A 16,771-nucleotide genomic window follows, 5' to 3' on the forward strand; every position below is an offset into this window, starting at 1 on the left:
CTTCGCAGGTACCCGGGCTTTCCCGCGTACACGGGAGCGACGGAAGGCGTCGAAGAAGTGCCGGTGATCGTGTTGGTCGGCGCCCAATGGGGCGACGAGGGCAAGGGCAAGGCCACTGACCTGCTGGGCGACCGGCTGGACTACGTGGTCAAGTTCAACGGGGGCAACAACGCCGGCCACACCGTGGTGATCAACGGCGAAAAGTACGCGCTGCACCTGCTCCCGAGCGGGATCCTGACCCCGGGCGTGGTCCCGGTGATCGGCAACGGGGTGGTGGTCGACCTCGCCGTCCTGTTCCAGGAGATCGACGGTCTCGAGGCCCGCGGCATCGACACGTCCCGGCTCCGGGTCAGCGCGAACGCGCACGTCATCGCCTCGTACAACCGCACGCTCGACAAGGTCAGCGAGCGCTACCTGGGCGCGCGCCGGATCGGGACGACCGGTCGCGGCATCGGCCCGACCTACGCCGACAAGATGAACCGGATGGGCGTCCGCATCCAGGACCTCTTCGACGAGTCGATCCTGCGCCAGAAGGTCGAGGCGGCGCTCTCCTTCAAGAACCAGGTGCTGTCGAAGATCTACAACCGGCAGGCGGTCAAGCCGGAAGAGGTTGTTCGGGAGCTTCTCTCGTACGTCGATCGCCTCCGCCCCTATGTCGGCGACACCGCGCTGGAGCTGTCGAATGCCATCGACGCCGGCAAGGTCGTTCTGTGCGAGGCCGGCCAGGCCACCCTGCTCGATGTGGACCACGGCACCTACCCGTTCGTGACCAGCTCGAACGCGACGTCCGGCGGCGCCTGCACCGGCTCCGGCATCCCGCCCACCCGGATCGACCGGGTGGTGGCCGTGCTCAAGGCGTTCACCAGCCGGGTCGGCGAGGGCCCGTTCCCGACCGAGCTGCACGACAAGTTCGGCGACTACCTGCGCGAGGTCGGCCACGAGTACGGCACCACCACCGGGCGCCCGCGCCGCATCGGCTGGCTCGACCTGGTCATCGGCCGGTACGCGCAACGGATCAACGGGGTCACCGACTTCGCACTGACCAAGTTGGACAACTACGACGATCTGGACGAGATCCCGGTCTGCGTGGCCTACGACGTGAACGGCGTGCGCCACGACGAGATGCCGATCAACCAGACCGACTTCCACCACGCGATCCCGATCTACGAGACGCTGCCCGGCTGGAAACAGGACATCTCCGGCTGCCGTACGTTCGAGGACCTCCCGAAGGACGCCCAGCGCTTCGTCGAGTTCGTCGAGCAGCGCCTCGGCGCCCGCGTGTCGATCGTCGGCGTGGGCCCGGGCCGCGAGGCCGTCATCGAGCGGCACTCGGTGCTGGGCGGGGCCTGATGTACGACGTCGTCATCCTCAGCCTGGCCGAGGGTCAAGGGTCCGCCGACGCGTGCGGCGGCGCTTGTGGTTCGGCGTGCGGTTCCGCTTCGACGGATCTTGAGGCCTGCGCCGCGCCGCGCGTGCCCGTTCTTCAGCTGGCCGAGGCGCTCACCAAGGCCGGCGCCCGGGTCGGGACGGTCACGGCCGAGAGCGACGAGGAGATCGACGCGGTCCTCGAGCGCTTCGACGGCGATCCCCGGCCCGACGGCCTGACCTGGCCCGATCCGGAGAGCAAGGCCCGGCTGGTGGTGGCGACGGCGGTCGACGGCCAGTTGCGCGCCGTCTTGCGCCGGCTGGTTCGGCGGTACGCGCCGGCGCCGAGCAAACGGCCGGCCGACCTGCCCACCGACCGGACCGTCCCGGATCTGCCGCCCGTGGCGCTGCTGCCGCTCGATGTGACGAACACGACTGATCTCGCCGCCCAGCTCGGCCTGCCGCGTACCCCGGCCGGGGTCGCCGAGGTCCTGCTCGCCGGCCAGGTCCGCCGCCTCGACCTGCTGCGCAACGACGGCGGCTCGGTGACCGTGGACGGCGCCCTGGTCGGCGGCGCGGACGACGACGGCCGCGCGGTCCCCTGGCGGGGCCGGGTCGAGGTGGACGACGCGGTGCTCTCCGACGGCGAAGATCCGATCCTGGCCTGCGCGATCGGCAACGGCGCCGGGTACGCGGAGTTCGACGGGTTCCGCCTGTTGGCAGACGGTGATCCGACGGACGGCCGGGTCGAGGTGGCGGTCGCGGTCCCTAAGATCGTCAAGCAGCGGTTCCGGGGCACCAAGGTGCAGGTCGAGGTGCGCCGGGCTCGTGGCCGCGCGGTCTCGGTGCTGCCCCGCGACGGTGAGCTGCACTTTCTCGACGACGGTGTCGGCGGCTCGATGACCCGGAAGCGCTCCTGGTGGACCGAGCCCGGTGCCTGGGCGGTGTACGCGAGCTGACGGACCGTGAGACTCTGAAGTAGTACTGAAGTACGACAATTTTTCGGGGAGGACGCTTCCGTGGAGGACGAGCACGCCGACCGCGTCTACGTCCCGGGGACGAATCCCACGCCCCCCGACCGGGACGTGGAACCGTTTTGGGACGACGACGAGGCGCCTGTGCATGGGCGCCCGGTGCCGCACAAGGCGCCGCCGCCGGTCCCGGTGCCCGGCCCTGTTCCGGTTCCGCCGGGTGCGTCCGGCCCGCAGCCGGTCTACCGCCCGGATCGTCCGGTGCCCGTGCCGCCCCCGCCGGGCGTGCCGGTGCCGCCCCCCACCACGCATATCCCGCCCGCGACGCAGATCCCGGTGCCGCGCCCGCCGATGGCGACCCCGCCGCCCGCGACCCGCCCGCCCGTGACCCCGCCGCCCGCGACCCCGCCGCCCGTGACCCCGCCGGTTCACCCGCAGTCGGCAGCCCCGTCGCAGGCGTGGCCCAATCTCGAACCGCCGGCGAACGGCGCCGCTCCCGCACCCGAGTCCCCGGCCTCCCCCGCGCCCACCTCGGGCTCGGGCGTGCACACCAGCCCCGACTCGCCCTGGTCGCAGCCGCCGCAGCGCCCCGCCGAGCCCACTCCGCCGCCGGCCCGCGCCAGCGCCTCGGTCCCCGGCGCGGTCCGCCCCGAGCAGGCCCCGGTGCAGCAGCAGCCGCCGCCCGGCCCCGCCCCGCAGTCCCCGGCCGCCGAGCCCTCGAACGGCGCGATCTACCGCCCGGGGCCGTCGCCGCAGAGCGCGCCGCCCCAGACCCAGGTCCCGCCTCCGCAGCACCCGGCGCCCCCGCACCACCCGGCGCCCCCGCAGCACCCGGCGCCCCCGCAGCATCAGGTGCCGCCGCACCCCGCGCCCCCGCAGGCGACCCCGCCGCAGCCGCAACACCAGCCCCAGCACGCGACCCCGCCTCCTCCCGGCCCCTACCCGCCGACCATGGACCCACGCGCCTTCCCGCCGCAGGCCCACGCTCCGGCCCAGCCGCCACCGCCGTCGACGTCGCCGCCGCCGGCCGGCCAGCCCTCGGCCGACCCGTTCGAAGATCTCCCGTGGGTCTCCGACGGCACGCCCACGGCCGAGGAGTTCGCCCGCCGCCGCCTGGCCAGGCCGGCCGAGCCCACCGCGACCATGGGCGCCCGCGCGATGCTCAACAAGACCGCGATGGGCCTGGTCCGGCTCTCCCCGGGCAAGCGCGAGCAGGAGTTCAAGCAGGACGTCGAGATGGTCCGCCGCAACTTCGGCGGGCTGCGCCAGGTGACCGTGGTCAACCCCAAGGGCGGCGCGGGCAAGACCGTCGCGGTCCTGCTGCTGGCCATGACGTTCGGCCAGAAGCGCGGCGGCTACGTGCTGGCCTGGGACAACAACGAGACCCAGGGCACCCTCGGCATGCGGGCCCAGCAGGACTTCCACGCCCGCACCGTGCGCGACATGATGCGCGACCTGCACCTCTTCCGCGGCTCGCACGGCCGGGTCGGCGACCTGTCGCAGTACGTGCGAGCGCAGGGCGAGGGCATGTTCGACGTGCTGGCGTCGGACGAGTCGGCAACGGCCGGCGAGATGCTGACCGCGGCCGCGTTCGCCGAGATCCGCGAGATCGTCAGCCGGTTCTACAAGCTGATCTTCGTCGACACCGGCAACAACGTCCGGGCCCAGAACTGGCAGGCCGCGATCGACGCCACCGACCAGCTGGTGATCAGCATGTCGGCCCGTAACGACTCGGCCGAGACCGCCGCCCGCATGCTCGACCACCTGGAGCAGAGCGGCCGCCAGCGACTGGTCCGCCAGGCGGTCACCGTCGTCTCGCTGCCGCCCACCCGCAAGGACATCGACCTGCCGGCAATCCAGCGGCATTTCGCGGCCCGCACCCGCTCGGTCCTGATGGCGCCGTACGAGAAGCTGATCGACTCCGGCGAGCCGCTGCGCTACGGCCAGCTCTCCGCCAACACGAAGGACGCCTGGCTCAAAATCGCCGCCGCCGTAGCCGAAGGGCTGTAAAGCCCTCCGGCACCGTCCGCATTTACGCCCCGCCTGTGGACAACGCCCCGATCTTGTCGGTGGCGGCTGGTTCAGTCGCCCCCCAGAACCTTGGATTCCATGGGTCGTTGCGACACCCGATCGAAGGGTGTTGACGATGGAGTTCGAGATCCGGGACCGTTCGATCCCGCAGCGTGGCCGGCCGTTGCCGCGGGAACGGGCGGCTTATCTTGCCCTGGCGGAGCAGGGGATGAACTTTTCGCAGGCGGCCCGGGTGGTCGGGATCAACCCGCGGACCGGTAAACGGCGGCGGCACGGCCCGAACCCGATCACCACCACCCCTCGACGCAGGTATGTGAATGAGGACGAGCGGGTCCACATCGCCGACCGCAGGCGGGAGCAGGCCACGATCCGGCAGATCGCCGCCGAACTCGGCCGGGACCCGTCCACGATCAGCCGCGAGTTGCGCCGCAACGCGCATCCGAGCAACGGCTACCGGCCGCATGCGCCCGAAGCCTCGCAAGCTCACCACTGACCCGGTCCTGCGGGCACTGGTCCAAGCCGGTTTGGACCTGCGGTGGAGGCCGGAACAGATCGGGGCACGCGTACGCCGCGAGCATCCCGACCGGTCGGAGCTTCCCGTGACACCCGAAACCATCTACCACGCCCTCTACCTGCAAGGGCCGCGGCAAACTGCGCCGCGAGATCGCGGCCGCGCTGCGCACCGGCCGGGCGATGCGCCGCCCCCTCGCCCGGATGGCCCAGCCGCGCAGCCCGCGGATGGCGACGCCGATGGTGATGATCAGCGAACGACCCGCCGAGGTCGACGACCGGGCAGTGCCGGGGCATTGGAAGGGCGATCTGATCATCGGCAAGGACAATCGGTCGGCGATCGGGATAGGTGCGATCAATGCCGATGGTGGGCGGAGTCGTGCGCATCAAAAGATGAAGGCCTCCTGCCGCCGGAGCGACGGGAGGCCTTCACGGGCCGAAATCTCAGGTCAGGGCGTCGGCCGCGACCGGGTCGCTGTCGCGGAGGAACTGGGCGCAGCGGGCCGCCTCGTCGGCCTCGCCGATCTCGGCGGCGGCCTGCGACAGGCTGTGCAGGCAGCGCAGGAAGCCCTGGTTGGGCGCGTGCGTCCAGGGCACCGGGCCGTGGCCCTTCCACCCGTTGCGGCGTAGGGCGTCGAGCCCGCGGTGGTAGCCGGTGCGGGCGTAGGCGTAGGCGGTGACGGGCTCGTCGGCGGCAAGCGCGTCGGCGGCCAGGGCGGCCCAGCCACCACTGAAGGCGGGGTAGGCGGCCGCGACCGACTTGTACGCGGCCACGGTGCCCGTCTCGGCGGCCTTGGCCAGCGCGTTTTCGGCCTCGACGTCGACCGGCAACAAGGTGGCCGGCGGCTCGGGAAGCAGATTCTGCATGACTTCATTCAACCGGCCGCACCGGGATGAATTCCCGGCGGGGGATCAATCCCACGCCTGCGCGAGGCGGGCCAGACGATCTCCGTACTCAATCCGCTCCTGCCAGGCCGCAGGCCATGCTTCGAGGCCGAGTGACGCACCGGCGAAAGCACCCGCCAGACACGCGATCGAGTCGGAGTCGCCCGACGAGGCCGCCCCGCGTCCGAGCACCGCCACCGGGTCGCTCGGCGAGATCAGGTAGCAGTAGAGCGCGGTCGCCAGCGCCTCCTCGGCGATCCATCCGGCGCCGGTCGCCAGGCACGGATCTCCGGCGAATTCACCCGCCGCGAGCGCGCCGTCCACCCGGTCGATGGCGGCGAGGCACTCGTCCCAGCCGGTCGCGATGAACTCCTCGGGCGACGTCGGCTCGTCCGCCTGCCGCCAGAGATCCCCCAGCCAGTCGGCGCGGTAGACCTTCCGCTGCCCACGGCAGCGATCCCGGAGGGCATCGAGCAACTCTTCCGGCCGGAGATCATTACGAAGCCACCAGCACGCGTACGCCGTGAGCTCGCTCGCCGCCAGACCGGTCGGATGTCCATGCGTCAGGCCCGCCTGGAGTTGCGCCGCGCCCGCCCGTTCGTCGTCGCTCAGCCCCGGCATCAGCCCGACCGGCGTCACCCGCATGTTCGCACCGCAGCCCTTCGAGCCGGCCACGGTCGCCCGCTGCCAGGGCCGCCCGTCCTCGAGCAGCTCGCACGCCCGCAGGCACGTCATCCCCGGCGCCCGGTTGTTGTCCGGGCTCTTCGCCCAGTCGAGGAAGGCCCGGCGCAGCAGCGGCTCGAGCACCTCCGGCGTGACCCGCTCCGCCGCCACGAGCGACTCGCCGACCGCGAGCGCCATCTGGGTGTCGTCCGTGACCAGCGCCGGCGACCCGGTCAGATCGCGCGGCCCGCCCGGTCCGTAGGTGGCCACGATCGTCGCGTACTCCTGGAACTCGGTCGGTTTCCCGAGCGCGTCCCCGTACGCCAGCCCGTAGAGCGATCCCGCCGCGTTTCGCACGATCGCTACCCTACGGGGATGCCCGGCGATCCCCTTCACCCCGTGCTCGGCGGGGAAATCCCGTTCGACGACACCGCCTACGAGGTCGAGTCCCGGGCCGAGTTCGACTCCCACCTGGCGAAGCGTTCGCTGGCCGGCCTGGTCATGCTCGGCCTGCGCCTGGACGAGAACCCACCCGACTTCACCGGCATCGACGTGACCGGCGCCCTCTTCGTGGGCTGCCGCCTGGCCAGTCCCGAGGCCGAGATCGACCTGATCCGCCGGGGCGCGCACCTGGTGCCACCGTTCGACGCGAGGCCGTACCCCACCCACCCCGCCACCCTCTACACCCCCGAGGACCTGTCGTTCGGCTTCGCCCAGGAGGGCTTCGCCGGCATGTACGACACGGTCGTCTACCGCCACTTCGTCGAACACGGCGGCGCCGGCCCCGACATCCGCGAGGCGCTGGCCCAGCGCCTGCACGACGCCGGCATCGACAACGCCCTGGGCAAGGCCCTGTCCGCGTGGGCGCACCGGCACCAGGCCAAGGCCGCCGTCGGCATCATGGGCGGCCACGCCGCTCCCCGGGGCTCCGCCGCCTACCGCATGGCCGCAACCTTGGCCTGGCGCCTGGCGTCGGTAGGCAGACTGATCGTCACCGGCGGCGGCCCCGGCGTGATGGAGGCCGCCAACCTGGGCGCCTACTTCTCGACCCGCCCCGCCACCCAGCTGGCCCAGGCCATCGATCGGCTGTCCGCCGCCCCCCATTTCGCCGACCACGACCCCTATACGGCCGCCGCTCTCGCCGTGCGCGCCGCGTTCCCGGCCCCGCCAACGGCCGTTGCGGACGTGGAAGGCCGCCTACGCCACGGTGGCCTGGCCCTGCCAACTTGGTTGTACGGCCACGAGCCCGCCAACTTGTTCGCCGGCCAGATCGGAAAGTACTTTTCGAACGCCGTACGCGAAGATTCGATCCTGCGTCTCTCCCGGGGCGGAATAGTCTTCGCCCCCGGGTGGGCCGGCACCGTCCAGGAGATCTTCCAGGCCGCCACGAAGACCTTCTACCAGACGGACGGCCCTTCCGGAGCGTTCGTCTTCCTAGGCGCAGACCACTGGCGTGAGCTTCCGGTCGAGGCCTTGTTGAGGCCGTTGTTGGCCAAGTCCCCACATGGAGACCAGTCCAACTTGATCGTCGTGACGGATTCGCTCGATGTCGCCATGGCAGCTCTGTCGCAGTAGGCGCCGTCCCGCGCGCTTGCCCTCGGCCCAGTCCGCCTGATCTTCCACCCGGGGTGTGGATACCGGGTTATGCCGCGATCGGCTGGTTCACGGTAGTTGTTTGAAGCTGTTGTTCGTAGTCGGCGGGGCTGTGGTGGTCGAGAGCGGAGTGTCGGCGGCGGTGGTTGTAGAAGGCGATCCAGCGGAACACGTCGCGGCGGGCGTCGGCTTCGGTGGTCCAGCGCTGGTCGTTGACGTGTAGTTCGCGTTTGAGGGTGGCGAAGAACGCTTCGGCCAAGGCGTTGTCGTAGCTGGTGCCGACGCGGCCCATGGAGCGGCGGATCCGGTGCTGCTGGCAGGCGTGGGCGAACTCGGCGCTGGTGTATTGGGTGCCGCGGTCGGAGTGGAACACCACACCGGCGACCTGGCCGCCGCGTGTGTTGACGGCGGCGTTGAGGGCGTCGGTGATCAGGCTGGTGCGCAGGTGGGTGTTGATCGACCAGCCGATCAGCCGGCGGGAGGCAATGCCGATGACGGTGGCCAGATAGAGCCAGCCAGGATCTGGCACAACCGCTTCACGCCGTGTTCGGCTCGATGGGTGGAGATGAACCGGAAGCGGCTGGTCACCGATCCATCTCCTTGGCGAAATACGCGGCCGCCTTCCGCAAAATCTGCTTCTCCTGCTGCAGTTCAGCGACCTGCGCCCGCAACCGGGCGATCTCCGCATCCTTGTCCGCCGGCGACCCCGGGACCTGCCCGTCCGCGTCGGCCTCGGGCTGCCGGCGGCGTTTGTTCACCCAGTTCCGCAGAGTCTGTGAACTTCGGTGGACGCCCCAACAGGACACCCCTTCCTCTGGACATCAACGCCCAGTCTCAAGGTGTCCACACCTCCGGGGGAAGCCCAGCCCAGCCCAGGCCGCCCGGCCCGCCCGCCCCAGCCCAGCCCCGCCCCAGCCCACCCCCGTTTCGGGTGGGGCCGAGTAGAGCAGCCAGGTCCGACAGTTTCGCGCGACTATCCACAACCGCCCGCAGCACCAGCCCGTAGCACCAGCCCACCCCGTCTGGGTGGGGCCCGATTCAAGCAGCCGGGTACGACATTTCCACGCGACTGTCCACAACGGCCGAGGCTCCGCCGACCGCATCACCGATGCTGGGCGGCACCCGTCTCAGGCAATATGCACGCGACGCCAGCTGGTAGCCGGCAAATCGGCCTCGGGGACGTCCGTCAACCCGTTCTCGTCCATCGCGTTGTAGACCGCCAACCGCGCGCCCTCGAACAGGAACTCGATCGCGTGCAAGATGCGCGGCCTCCACTGTGCCACCGTGACCAGCTCGATCACGTTCACCGCCCGCAAGATCCGGCCCCGCGCCCGCCTCAAGGCCGCGTGCGGGTCCGGCCTCCAGTCGAAGTGCTCGTACCAGTCGACCGGCTGGTTGAGGTCGATCTGGTCCCACGTGATCGCGCACTCGTCGAACTTACGGTGAGTGATCTCCACGTGCGTGAAGCCGAAGTCGAGGACCACCGGCCCGTCCGCGAACCAGCCCCGCTCGGCCATGTCCCACATCAGCCAGCCCGAGCGCAACGTTCGCCCGATGAGCCGCACAAACCGGGGGCGATGAACGGCCGCGAGGGCTTCCGCGTCGTGGTGCCACGCGGGCTCATAGCCCTCGATACCGAGCACGATCATGATCCTCCGGGGTCGGGGGGACGATCGTACACATACCTGTGAGTAACCCCGCAATACGAGAACGGCCGGTCCCCGCTAACGGGGACCGGCCGTCGACGAACTATTACTTCGAGAGAGTGGTCCCGGTCGAGCGGAGGTTCTCGCACGCCTCGGCGACGCGCTTGGCCAGGCCGTTCTCGGCGAGCTTGCCCCAGGCGCGCGGGTCGTACGCCTTCTTGTTGCCGACCTCGCCGTCGATCTTCAGCACGCCGTCGTAGTTCTTCAGCATGTGGTCGGCCACCGGGCGGGTGAACGCGTACTGCGTGTCGGTGTCGATGTTCATCTTGACCACGCCGAAGTCCAGAGCGCCGTGGATCTCGGAGAGCAGCGAGCCCGAGCCGCCGTGGAAGACCAGGTCGAACGGCTTCTCCTTGCCGTACTTCGCGCCGACCGCGTCCTGGATCTCCTTGAGGATCTCGGGGCGCAGCTTGACGTTGCCGGGCTTGTAGACGCCGTGCACGTTGCCGAAGGTCAGGGCCGTCATGTAGCGGCCCTTCTCGCCCAGGCCGAGCGCGGCGGCGGTGGCCAGGCCGTCCTCGACGGTCGAGTAGAGCTTGTCGTCGATCGCGGCCGAGACGCCGTCCTCCTCGCCGCCGACCACGCCGACCTCGATCTCGAGGATGATGTGCGCCGCCGCGGCGTCGCGCAGCAGCTCCTCGGCGATCTGCAGGTTCTCGTCGACCGGCACGGCCGAGCCGTCCCACATGTGCGACTGGAACAGCGGCGCCCGGCCGTTCGCGACGCGCTCCTTGGAGATCGCGAGCAGCGGACGGACGTACTTGTCCAGCTTGTCCTTGGGGCAGTGGTCGGTGTGCAGGGCCACGTTGATCGGGTAGTTCTTGGCCACCTCGTACGCGAACTCGGCGAGCGCCACGGCGCCGGTGACCATGTTCTTCACCGTCGGGCCGGACACGTACTCGGCGCCGCCGGTGGAGATCTGGATGATGCCGTCGCTGCCAGCCTCGGTGAAGCCCTGCAGGGCGGCGTTGAGGGTCTGCGAGGACGTCACGTTGATCGCCGGGTAGGCGAACGCGCCGGCCTTGGCGCGGTCGAGCATCTCGGCGTAGACCTCGGGAGAAGCGATGGGCATCGGTGCGCTCCTTGCTCATGACGAAGCTCATGATGAAAACGAAGACAGAGGGCAGGACCGCGCTGTCCTCCACCAGGCAGTATTCCGCAGCCCCGAAGGCGAGGAGGAACCGCCCCGAAACCCAGGTTCCAGAAGCTGGCACATGCCGCATTTCCCGCATTTAGGGTCGAGGCATGCGCGCCTTCGCCGCCGTTCTTCTCGCGACCTTTTCCCTGGTTCTCCCGGCCGCCCCAGCAGCCGCTGCGACCACGACACTCACGCCCCACCTCGGCCGGGTCACACTGGCCCCGGGCGGCGCGGAGAAGGAGACCCTGCTCTGGTTGCGCATCGCCACCACGACCGAGGCCGACCGGCACTTCTCGGTGAGCGTCGACTACACCGACGCCGCCAAGTTCGCCAAGGTCGACATGGCACTCGGGTTCAGCGCGAGCGCCGCCGCGTCCCGGGCGAGCCAGGCGATCGTGGCCGGGGCGACGGACTCCACCGGGGGGACCGGCAGCGGGAGCGACTGCAGCAACACGGGCACCGTAGTCACCTGCCAATGGGACTGGTACTTCCCGGCCGCCGAGGTCGCGCTGCCGGTGGCAATCATGACGGCGAACCCGCTGTCGACCGCCACCGACCAGGACTCGGCCGCGGTCACGGTGACCGCGAAGGTCGACGACACCACGGCCACCGACGACTCGGAGATCGCGGTCGGCACGGCCGTCGACCTCGCGGCCGACGACGGCGACGAGATCCCCACCGCCCCGGGCAAGACCACCGACCTCAAGCCCACCGTCCACAACGCCGGTTCGGTCGCGGTGGAGGCGCCGACGCTGGCCCTCTCCGGCCCGTCCGCGCTGCTCGCGACGACGTCGTACAGCAACTGCCGGTACGGCGAGGACCTGGTCGTGTGCAGCTTCGACAGCGCCGCGGTCGCGGCCGGCGCCACCTACGCCCCGGCCCAGCCGTTCACTTTGAAACCACCGTCCGACTCGATTCCCGGCAGTGTCGGCGAATACGAGGCCCAGTGGATGACCAGCAGCGACTACGAGGATTTCCTGGACATCTTCCCGGGCGGCGCGGGCGACAGCGAAGGTCTGGACAAATACATCGGCCCGTACGGCACCGGCAGCGAGCTTCAGCTGACCGAGTCGACGACCGCGCAGGATCAGCCGCAGTCGGACGTCAACAACAAGAACGACTCGACGACGTACACGATGACCGTCTCCGGCACCGCGGCGCCGGACATGGCCGCGATCGGCGCCAAGCACAGCGCCAAGCTGGGCAGCACGCTCGACTTCGAGGTCGGGATGCTCAACCGCGGCCCGGGCACGCTGCACCCCGAGCTCTATGCGAACAACCAGATCAGCGCCCAGATCCGGCTGCCCGAGAACGTGACCGCCGACGAGCTCGACCCGCGCTGCGAGACGGCTAGCGACGACGGGCTCGCGTTCATCTGCACGCTCAGTCGCGCTCTCACCCCCGGCCAGCGGGACGTGTTCACCTTCTCGGTGCAGCTCGACTCGCGAAAGGGCGAGGCCGGCTCGATCGATGTGGCCGACTCGTTGGCGACCGGGACGAGCGCGACGAGCACGGTGGGCGCCCGGGCCGTGAACACCGCGAACAACACGGCCGCGATCGTCATCACCGCGACCGGCACCGAGGCGACGCTTCCGATCACGGGACAGCGGGTGGCGGGAACGGCCCTCACCGGCCTCACACTCATCGCGTTCGGGCTACTACTGACCGTACGACGTAGCCGCCGGCCGGTTGGAGCGCATGCTAGAGGGAATTGGGGTCGCGGAAGGAGAGTGCGATGACCTACCCGGAGAACCTCGATCTCGAAATCCCCGAGGCCGACGCCGCGGAGCAGGCGACCACGGCCCGCCTCGAGGAGAACGACGCCGACGACCGCGAGCCCGCCCTCGACGACGAGACACCCGAGTGGGACGCGCACGAGCAGCGCCGGGTCGTCGAGTTGGACGACGACTACCGATGACAAACCGGTCGCGGTGACAAAGATGTCGACCGATCATCAAGGGCGTGCTGCTCACCCTGACGACCACTCACGCGCCCGCGACCGACCTCGGCTACCTGCTGGTCAAGCATCCCGGCAAGGTGCATGCGTTCGACGTGCCCACCGGCACGGCGTACGTGATGTATCCGGAAGCGACCGAGCAGCGGTGCACGGCGGCGTTGCTGCTGGACGTCGACCCGCGGCGGCTGCGCGCCCAGCGTGACTCGTTCGATCTGGGCCAGTACGTCAACGATCGCCCGTACGCGGCCTCCAGCCTGCTCGCCGCCGCCCTCGCCAAGGTCTTCCGCAGCGCCCTGCGCGGCGTCTCGAAGGACCGTCCCGAGCTCGCGGCCCGCGGCATCCCGCTGGAGATCCGCGTGCCCGTGCTGCGCGGCACCACCGAGCTGGCCACCCGCCTGTTCGCGCCGCTCGGCTGGCAGGTGACGGCCGAGCCGATCCCGTTCGAGCCGGAGATCGGCGGCGACAGCCGCTACCTCGACCTGCGCCTGTCCGGCACGCTGCGGCTCGCCGAGGCGCTCAATCACCTGTACGTGCTCCTGCCCGTCCTCGACGACAACAAGCACTACTGGGTCGCGCCCGACGAGATCGAGAAGCTGCTGCGCTCGGGCGAGGGTTGGCTGGCCGAGCACCCGGACAAGGTGTTGATCGCCCGCCGCTATCTGGCCCACAAGCGCGCCTTCGCCGACTCCGCGCTGCGGCGCCTGGAGATCGACGAGGAGATCAAGGACGAAGATCAGGACCTTCCGGTCGTACGCCGGGCCTCGCTCGCCGAGCAGCGCCGGGATGCCGTCCTCGACGCTCTCCGGGACGTCGGCGCGGCTCGCGTGCTCGACCTCGGCTGCGGCCCCGGCGCGCTGCTCGCCGCCCTGATCAAGGACCGGAGCTTCACCGAGATCGTCGGCTGCGACGTCTCCTCGGCGGCGCTCGATCAGGCGGCCCGGCGGCTCCGGCTCGACCGGCTGCCCGAGCGGCAGCGCGACCGCATCCGGCTGTGGCAGTCCGCGCTCACCTACCGCGACGACCGGCTGCGCGGCTACGACGCGGCCGTGCTCATGGAGGTGATCGAGCACGTCGACCCGCCGCGGCTGCCGGCGCTGGCGGCGAGCGTCTTCGGTCACGCCAAGCCGCGCGCGGTCGTCGTGACCACGCCGAACGCCGAGTACAACGTCCACTACGAGGGACTGACCGGGATGCGCCACGCCGACCACCGCTTCGAGTGGACGCGCGCCGAGTTCCAGGACTGGGCTCACCGAGTCGCGACCGATCACGGCTACCGGGTGTCGTTCCGTCCGGTCGGTGAGGAGCACGAGGTGACCGGCGCATCAACGCAGATGGCGATCTTCCAGGAGAAGGAGGAGCAGGCATGATCGACGTACCGGAGCTCGCGCTCGTCGCGCTGGTCGGCATCTCCGGATCCGGCAAGTCGACCTTCGCCCGCGCCCACTTCAAGCCCACCCAGGTGCTGTCCTCCGACTACTTCCGGGGCCTGGTCGCCGACGACGAGAACGACCAGTCCGCGTCGGCCGACGCCTTCGACGTGCTGCACTACGTGACCGGCAAGCGGCTCGCCGCCGGACGGCTCACGGTCGTGGACGCCACCAACCTCCAGCCGCACGCCCGGGCCGGCCTGGTCAAGGTCGCCCGCGAGCACGACGTGCTGCCGGTGGCGATCGTCCTCGACGTGCCCGAGGCGCTGGCCTGGGAGCGCACGCAGTCCCGCCCGGACCGCACGTTCGGCCGTCAGGTGATCACCCGCATGCACCGCGATCTGCGGCGCTCGCTCGGGTCGCTGAGCCGCGAAGGGTTCCGCAAGGTGCACGTCCTGCGCGGCCCCGACGAGATCGCGTCGGCCGAGATCCGCTACGAGAAGCTGTTCAACGACAAGCGGGAGCTCACCGGGCCGTTCGACATCGTCGGCGACGTCCACGGGTGCCTCCCCGAGCTGCTCGCCCTGCTCGGCAAGCTGGGATATGAGGTGCTTCGGGACGCTGCCGGGCGCGCGCTGAACGCCGTACACCCTGCTGGTCGGACTTTGATCTTTGTTGGTGACCTCGTGGACCGGGGACCCGACTCGCCGGGCGTGCTGCGGCTGGTCATGGGCATGGTCGCGGCCGGGACGGCGATCTGCGTGCCGGGCAACCACGAGCAGAAGCTCGCCCGCAAGCTCAACGGCCGCGACGTGCAGCTCACCCACGGCCTGCCGGAGACGCTCGAGCAGCTGTCGCGGGAGAGCGCCGAGTTCGTCGGCGAGGTCAAGTCCTTCATCGAGGGCCTGGTCAGCCATTACGTGCTCGACGGCGGCAAGCTCGTGGTGGCGCATGCCGGCCTCAAGGAGGCCTATCAGGGGCGGGCGTCGGGCCGGGTGCGCAGCTTTGCGCTCTATGGGGAGACGACGGGCGAGACCGACGAGTACGGGCTGCCGGTGCGCTATCCGTGGGCCCGGGACTACCGGGGCGCGGCCGCGGTCGTCTACGGCCACACGCCGACCCCGAAGCCGGAGTGGGTCAACAACACGATCTGCCTCGACACCGGTTGCGTCTTCGGCGGCGAGCTGACCGCCCTGCGCTGGCCGTCGCGCGAGCTGGTCGCGGTGGCGGCCGCCCGGGAGTACTACGCGCCGGTGCGACCCCTGGTTGTGGCGGACAAACCGGACGAGGGCCTCGACATCGCGGACGTGACGGGCCGTCGGCACATCGATTACGGGTACGGGCGGACGACCGTCGCCGCCGAGAACGCGGCGGCCGCCCTCGAGGTGATGAGCCGGTTCGCGCTCGACCCGGCGACGCTCGTCTGGCTGCCGCCGACGATGGCGCCGTGCTCGACTCCCCATCCAACCGCCCCGCCCACCACCCACGACCGGACTGAAGACGACTTGAATGGCTACCTCGAGCACCCGTCCTCGGCGCTGGCGGACCTGCGCGCGGCCGGGGTGGGGAAGGTCGTGTGCGAGGAGAAGCACATGGGCTCCCGGGCCGTGGTCCGGGTGTCGCGGTCCGGCGCGGGCGACGCGATCTGGACCCGCACCGGCCGGCCGTTCTTCGGTCCCGCGCTCGATGAGCCGCTGCTCGCCCGCGTCCGGGCCGCCGCCGCGCCGATCTTCGCCGAGCTGGCGACCGACTGGCTGCTCATCGACGCCGAGCTCCTGCCGTGGTCGGCCAAGGCGGGCGGGCTGATCCGGGAGCAGTACGCCGGGGTGGGCGCGGCCGGCCGGCATGCGCTGCCGGCGGCGCTGGCCGTTCTCGACCAGGTCGCGGCCCGCGGGCTGGACGTGGCCGGCCTACGCGACCGGATCGAGCTGCGGTCCTCGGAGATCGACGGCTACTCGGCGGCCTATCGCGCCTACGTCAAGCCGACCGACGGCCTGAGCGGGGTCACCCTCGCGCCGTTCGCCGTCCTGGCCGGGGCCGGCGTCACGTACACGTCGAAGGATCATGGTTGGCACCTGGCGCTCGCGGACCGCCTGGTCGCGGCCGACCCGGAGATCTTCACGCCCACCCGGCGGCTGGTCGTCGACCTCGGTGACCCGGCGGCGGAGGCGGCGGCGATCGACTGGTGGCTCGCGCTCACGGCGGCCGGCGGGGAGGGGATGGTGGTCAAGCCGTACGCGGGACCGGCCGTCACCGACGCGAAGGGGCGCCTGGTGCAGCCCGGCGTGAAGTGCCGCGGCCGGGAGTACCTGCGGATCATCTACGGTCCCGAGTACACCCGCCCGGAGCAGCTCGCCGGTCTGCGCGGACGCAACCTGGGCCGCAAGCGCAATCTGGCCCTGCGCGAGCACGGGCTGGGACTGGCCGCGCTCGACCGCCTGGCCGAGGGCGCGCCGGCCTGGCGCGTACACGAGCTGGTGTTCGCGATCCTCGCCGCCGAGTCGGAGCCGGTCGACCCGAGACTGTGAAAGGTTTTCCACAGGATCTGTACAGCTTCCGGCAACCCGATGGCCGGTACCCTGGCT

General features: G+C 70.8%; 15 protein-coding genes. 9 read left to right on the top strand and 6 right to left on the bottom strand.

Features of this window, described 5'->3' with window-relative positions:
- The first annotated feature begins 57 nt into the window (after positions 1-57).
- The 4 genes from ACZ6TB_RS46630 to ACZ6TB_RS46645 all read left to right on the top strand — a co-directional run bounded on the left by ACZ6TB_RS46630 (position 58) and on the right by ACZ6TB_RS46645 (position 4,860).
- On the top strand, positions 58-1,350 hold the full coding sequence (locus ACZ6TB_RS46630; RefSeq protein WP_465567599.1) for an adenylosuccinate synthase: 1,293 nt from the start codon (positions 58-60) through the stop codon (positions 1,348-1,350).
- Positions 1,350-2,324 (top strand): diacylglycerol kinase family protein, encoded by a 975-nt coding sequence (locus ACZ6TB_RS46635; protein WP_465567602.1) that lies wholly within the window; start codon positions 1,350-1,352, stop codon positions 2,322-2,324. Before ACZ6TB_RS46630 ends, ACZ6TB_RS46635 begins: the two co-directional genes overlap by 1 nt.
- A 60-nt stretch (positions 2,325-2,384) precedes the next feature.
- A complete protein-coding gene (locus ACZ6TB_RS46640; protein ID WP_465567604.1) occupies positions 2,385-4,346 on the top strand; it encodes a MinD/ParA family ATP-binding protein in 1,962 nt (653 codons plus the stop codon).
- Positions 4,347-4,482: 136 nt separating this feature from the next.
- Positions 4,483-4,860: a helix-turn-helix domain-containing protein gene (locus tag ACZ6TB_RS46645; protein ID WP_465567607.1), complete on the top strand. Its 378-nt coding sequence runs from the start codon at positions 4,483-4,485 to the stop codon at positions 4,858-4,860.
- Between the two features lie 461 nt (positions 4,861-5,321).
- Here ACZ6TB_RS46645 and ACZ6TB_RS46650 read toward each other — a convergent pair whose 3' ends face one another.
- On the bottom strand, positions 5,322-5,744 hold the full coding sequence (locus ACZ6TB_RS46650; RefSeq protein ID WP_465567610.1) for a DUF3151 domain-containing protein: 423 nt from the start codon (positions 5,742-5,744) through the stop codon (positions 5,322-5,324).
- A gap of 45 nt (positions 5,745-5,789) precedes the next feature.
- Positions 5,790-6,782, bottom strand: a complete 993-nt coding sequence (locus ACZ6TB_RS46655; protein WP_465567613.1) for an ADP-ribosylglycohydrolase family protein — start codon at positions 6,780-6,782, stop codon at positions 5,790-5,792.
- A gap of 18 nt (positions 6,783-6,800) precedes the next feature.
- Between ACZ6TB_RS46655 and ACZ6TB_RS46660 the strand changes: the two genes are divergently transcribed.
- Entirely contained in the window at positions 6,801-8,000 is a 1,200-nt protein-coding gene (locus ACZ6TB_RS46660) for an LOG family protein (RefSeq protein ID WP_465567616.1), read from the top strand.
- A gap of 67 nt (positions 8,001-8,067) precedes the next feature.
- Here the strand turns inward: ACZ6TB_RS46660 and ACZ6TB_RS46665 are convergent, their stop codons facing one another.
- The 4 genes from ACZ6TB_RS46665 to fbaA all read right to left on the bottom strand — a co-directional run bounded on the left by ACZ6TB_RS46665 (position 8,068) and on the right by fbaA (position 10,796).
- Complete coding sequence (locus ACZ6TB_RS46665; protein WP_465567619.1) at positions 8,068-8,547, bottom strand: IS3 family transposase; 480 nt, start codon at positions 8,545-8,547, stop codon at positions 8,068-8,070.
- A 55-nt stretch (positions 8,548-8,602) separates the two neighbouring features.
- Positions 8,603-8,776 carry a transposase gene (locus tag ACZ6TB_RS46670; protein WP_465567622.1) on the bottom strand — a complete coding sequence of 58 codons (174 nt, stop codon included), beginning with the start codon at positions 8,774-8,776 and terminating at the stop codon, positions 8,603-8,605.
- 369 nt (positions 8,777-9,145) lie between these two features.
- Positions 9,146-9,667, bottom strand: coding sequence for a methyltransferase domain-containing protein (locus ACZ6TB_RS46675; protein ID WP_465567625.1), 522 nt, complete (start codon positions 9,665-9,667; stop codon positions 9,146-9,148).
- 103 nt (positions 9,668-9,770) lie between these two features.
- A complete protein-coding gene (gene fbaA, locus ACZ6TB_RS46680; protein WP_465567627.1) occupies positions 9,771-10,796 on the bottom strand; it encodes a class II fructose-bisphosphate aldolase in 1,026 nt (341 codons plus the stop codon).
- A gap of 173 nt (positions 10,797-10,969) precedes the next feature.
- Here fbaA and ACZ6TB_RS46685 point away from each other — a divergent pair, with 173 nt between their 5' ends.
- Genes ACZ6TB_RS46685 through ACZ6TB_RS46700 form a run of 4 tightly spaced genes read left to right on the top strand, consistent with a single transcriptional unit; the run spans position 10,970 to position 16,714 of the window.
- The gene (locus tag ACZ6TB_RS46685) at positions 10,970-12,601 is read left to right on the top strand and encodes a hypothetical protein (protein WP_465567629.1); all 1,632 of its coding nucleotides are present in this window, start codon (positions 10,970-10,972) and stop codon (positions 12,599-12,601) included.
- A complete protein-coding gene (locus ACZ6TB_RS46690) occupies positions 12,598-12,780 on the top strand; it encodes a hypothetical protein (RefSeq protein WP_465567632.1) in 183 nt (60 codons plus the stop codon). The genes ACZ6TB_RS46685 and ACZ6TB_RS46690 overlap by 4 nt, the downstream gene beginning before the upstream one ends.
- A 44-nt stretch (positions 12,781-12,824) precedes the next feature.
- Entirely contained in the window at positions 12,825-14,186 is a 1,362-nt protein-coding gene (locus ACZ6TB_RS46695; RefSeq protein ID WP_465567635.1) for a 3' terminal RNA ribose 2'-O-methyltransferase Hen1, read from the top strand.
- Positions 14,183-16,714 (top strand): polynucleotide kinase-phosphatase, encoded by a 2,532-nt coding sequence (locus ACZ6TB_RS46700; RefSeq protein WP_465567638.1) that lies wholly within the window; start codon positions 14,183-14,185, stop codon positions 16,712-16,714. Before ACZ6TB_RS46695 ends, ACZ6TB_RS46700 begins: the two co-directional genes overlap by 4 nt.
- Positions 16,715-16,771: the final 57 nt, after the last annotated feature.

It is taken from the genome of Actinoplanes sp. NPDC051537, from assembly GCF_055586105.1.

What these genes read in the sequence shown, in the direction of transcription:
- ACZ6TB_RS46635 (WP_465567602.1), top strand. Translation starts at nt 1,350, where the DNA reads ATGTACGACGTCGTCATCCTCAGCCTGGCCGAGGGTCAAGGGTCCGCC.
- ACZ6TB_RS46645 (WP_465567607.1), top strand. Translation starts at nt 4,483, where the DNA reads ATGGAGTTCGAGATCCGGGACCGTTCGATCCCGCAGCGTGGCCGGCCG.
- ACZ6TB_RS46650 (WP_465567610.1), bottom strand. Translation starts at nt 5,744, where the DNA reads ATGCAGAATCTGCTTCCCGAGCCGCCGGCCACCTTGTTGCCGGTCGAC.
- ACZ6TB_RS46660 (WP_465567616.1), top strand. Translation starts at nt 6,801, where the DNA reads ATGCCCGGCGATCCCCTTCACCCCGTGCTCGGCGGGGAAATCCCGTTC.
- ACZ6TB_RS46675 (WP_465567625.1), bottom strand. Translation starts at nt 9,667, where the DNA reads ATGATCGTGCTCGGTATCGAGGGCTATGAGCCCGCGTGGCACCACGAC.
- fbaA (WP_465567627.1), bottom strand. Translation starts at nt 10,796, where the DNA reads ATGCCCATCGCTTCTCCCGAGGTCTACGCCGAGATGCTCGACCGCGCC.
- ACZ6TB_RS46685 (WP_465567629.1), top strand. Translation starts at nt 10,970, where the DNA reads ATGCGCGCCTTCGCCGCCGTTCTTCTCGCGACCTTTTCCCTGGTTCTC.
- ACZ6TB_RS46690 (WP_465567632.1), top strand. Translation starts at nt 12,598, where the DNA reads ATGACCTACCCGGAGAACCTCGATCTCGAAATCCCCGAGGCCGACGCC.
- ACZ6TB_RS46700 (WP_465567638.1), top strand. Translation starts at nt 14,183, where the DNA reads ATGATCGACGTACCGGAGCTCGCGCTCGTCGCGCTGGTCGGCATCTCC.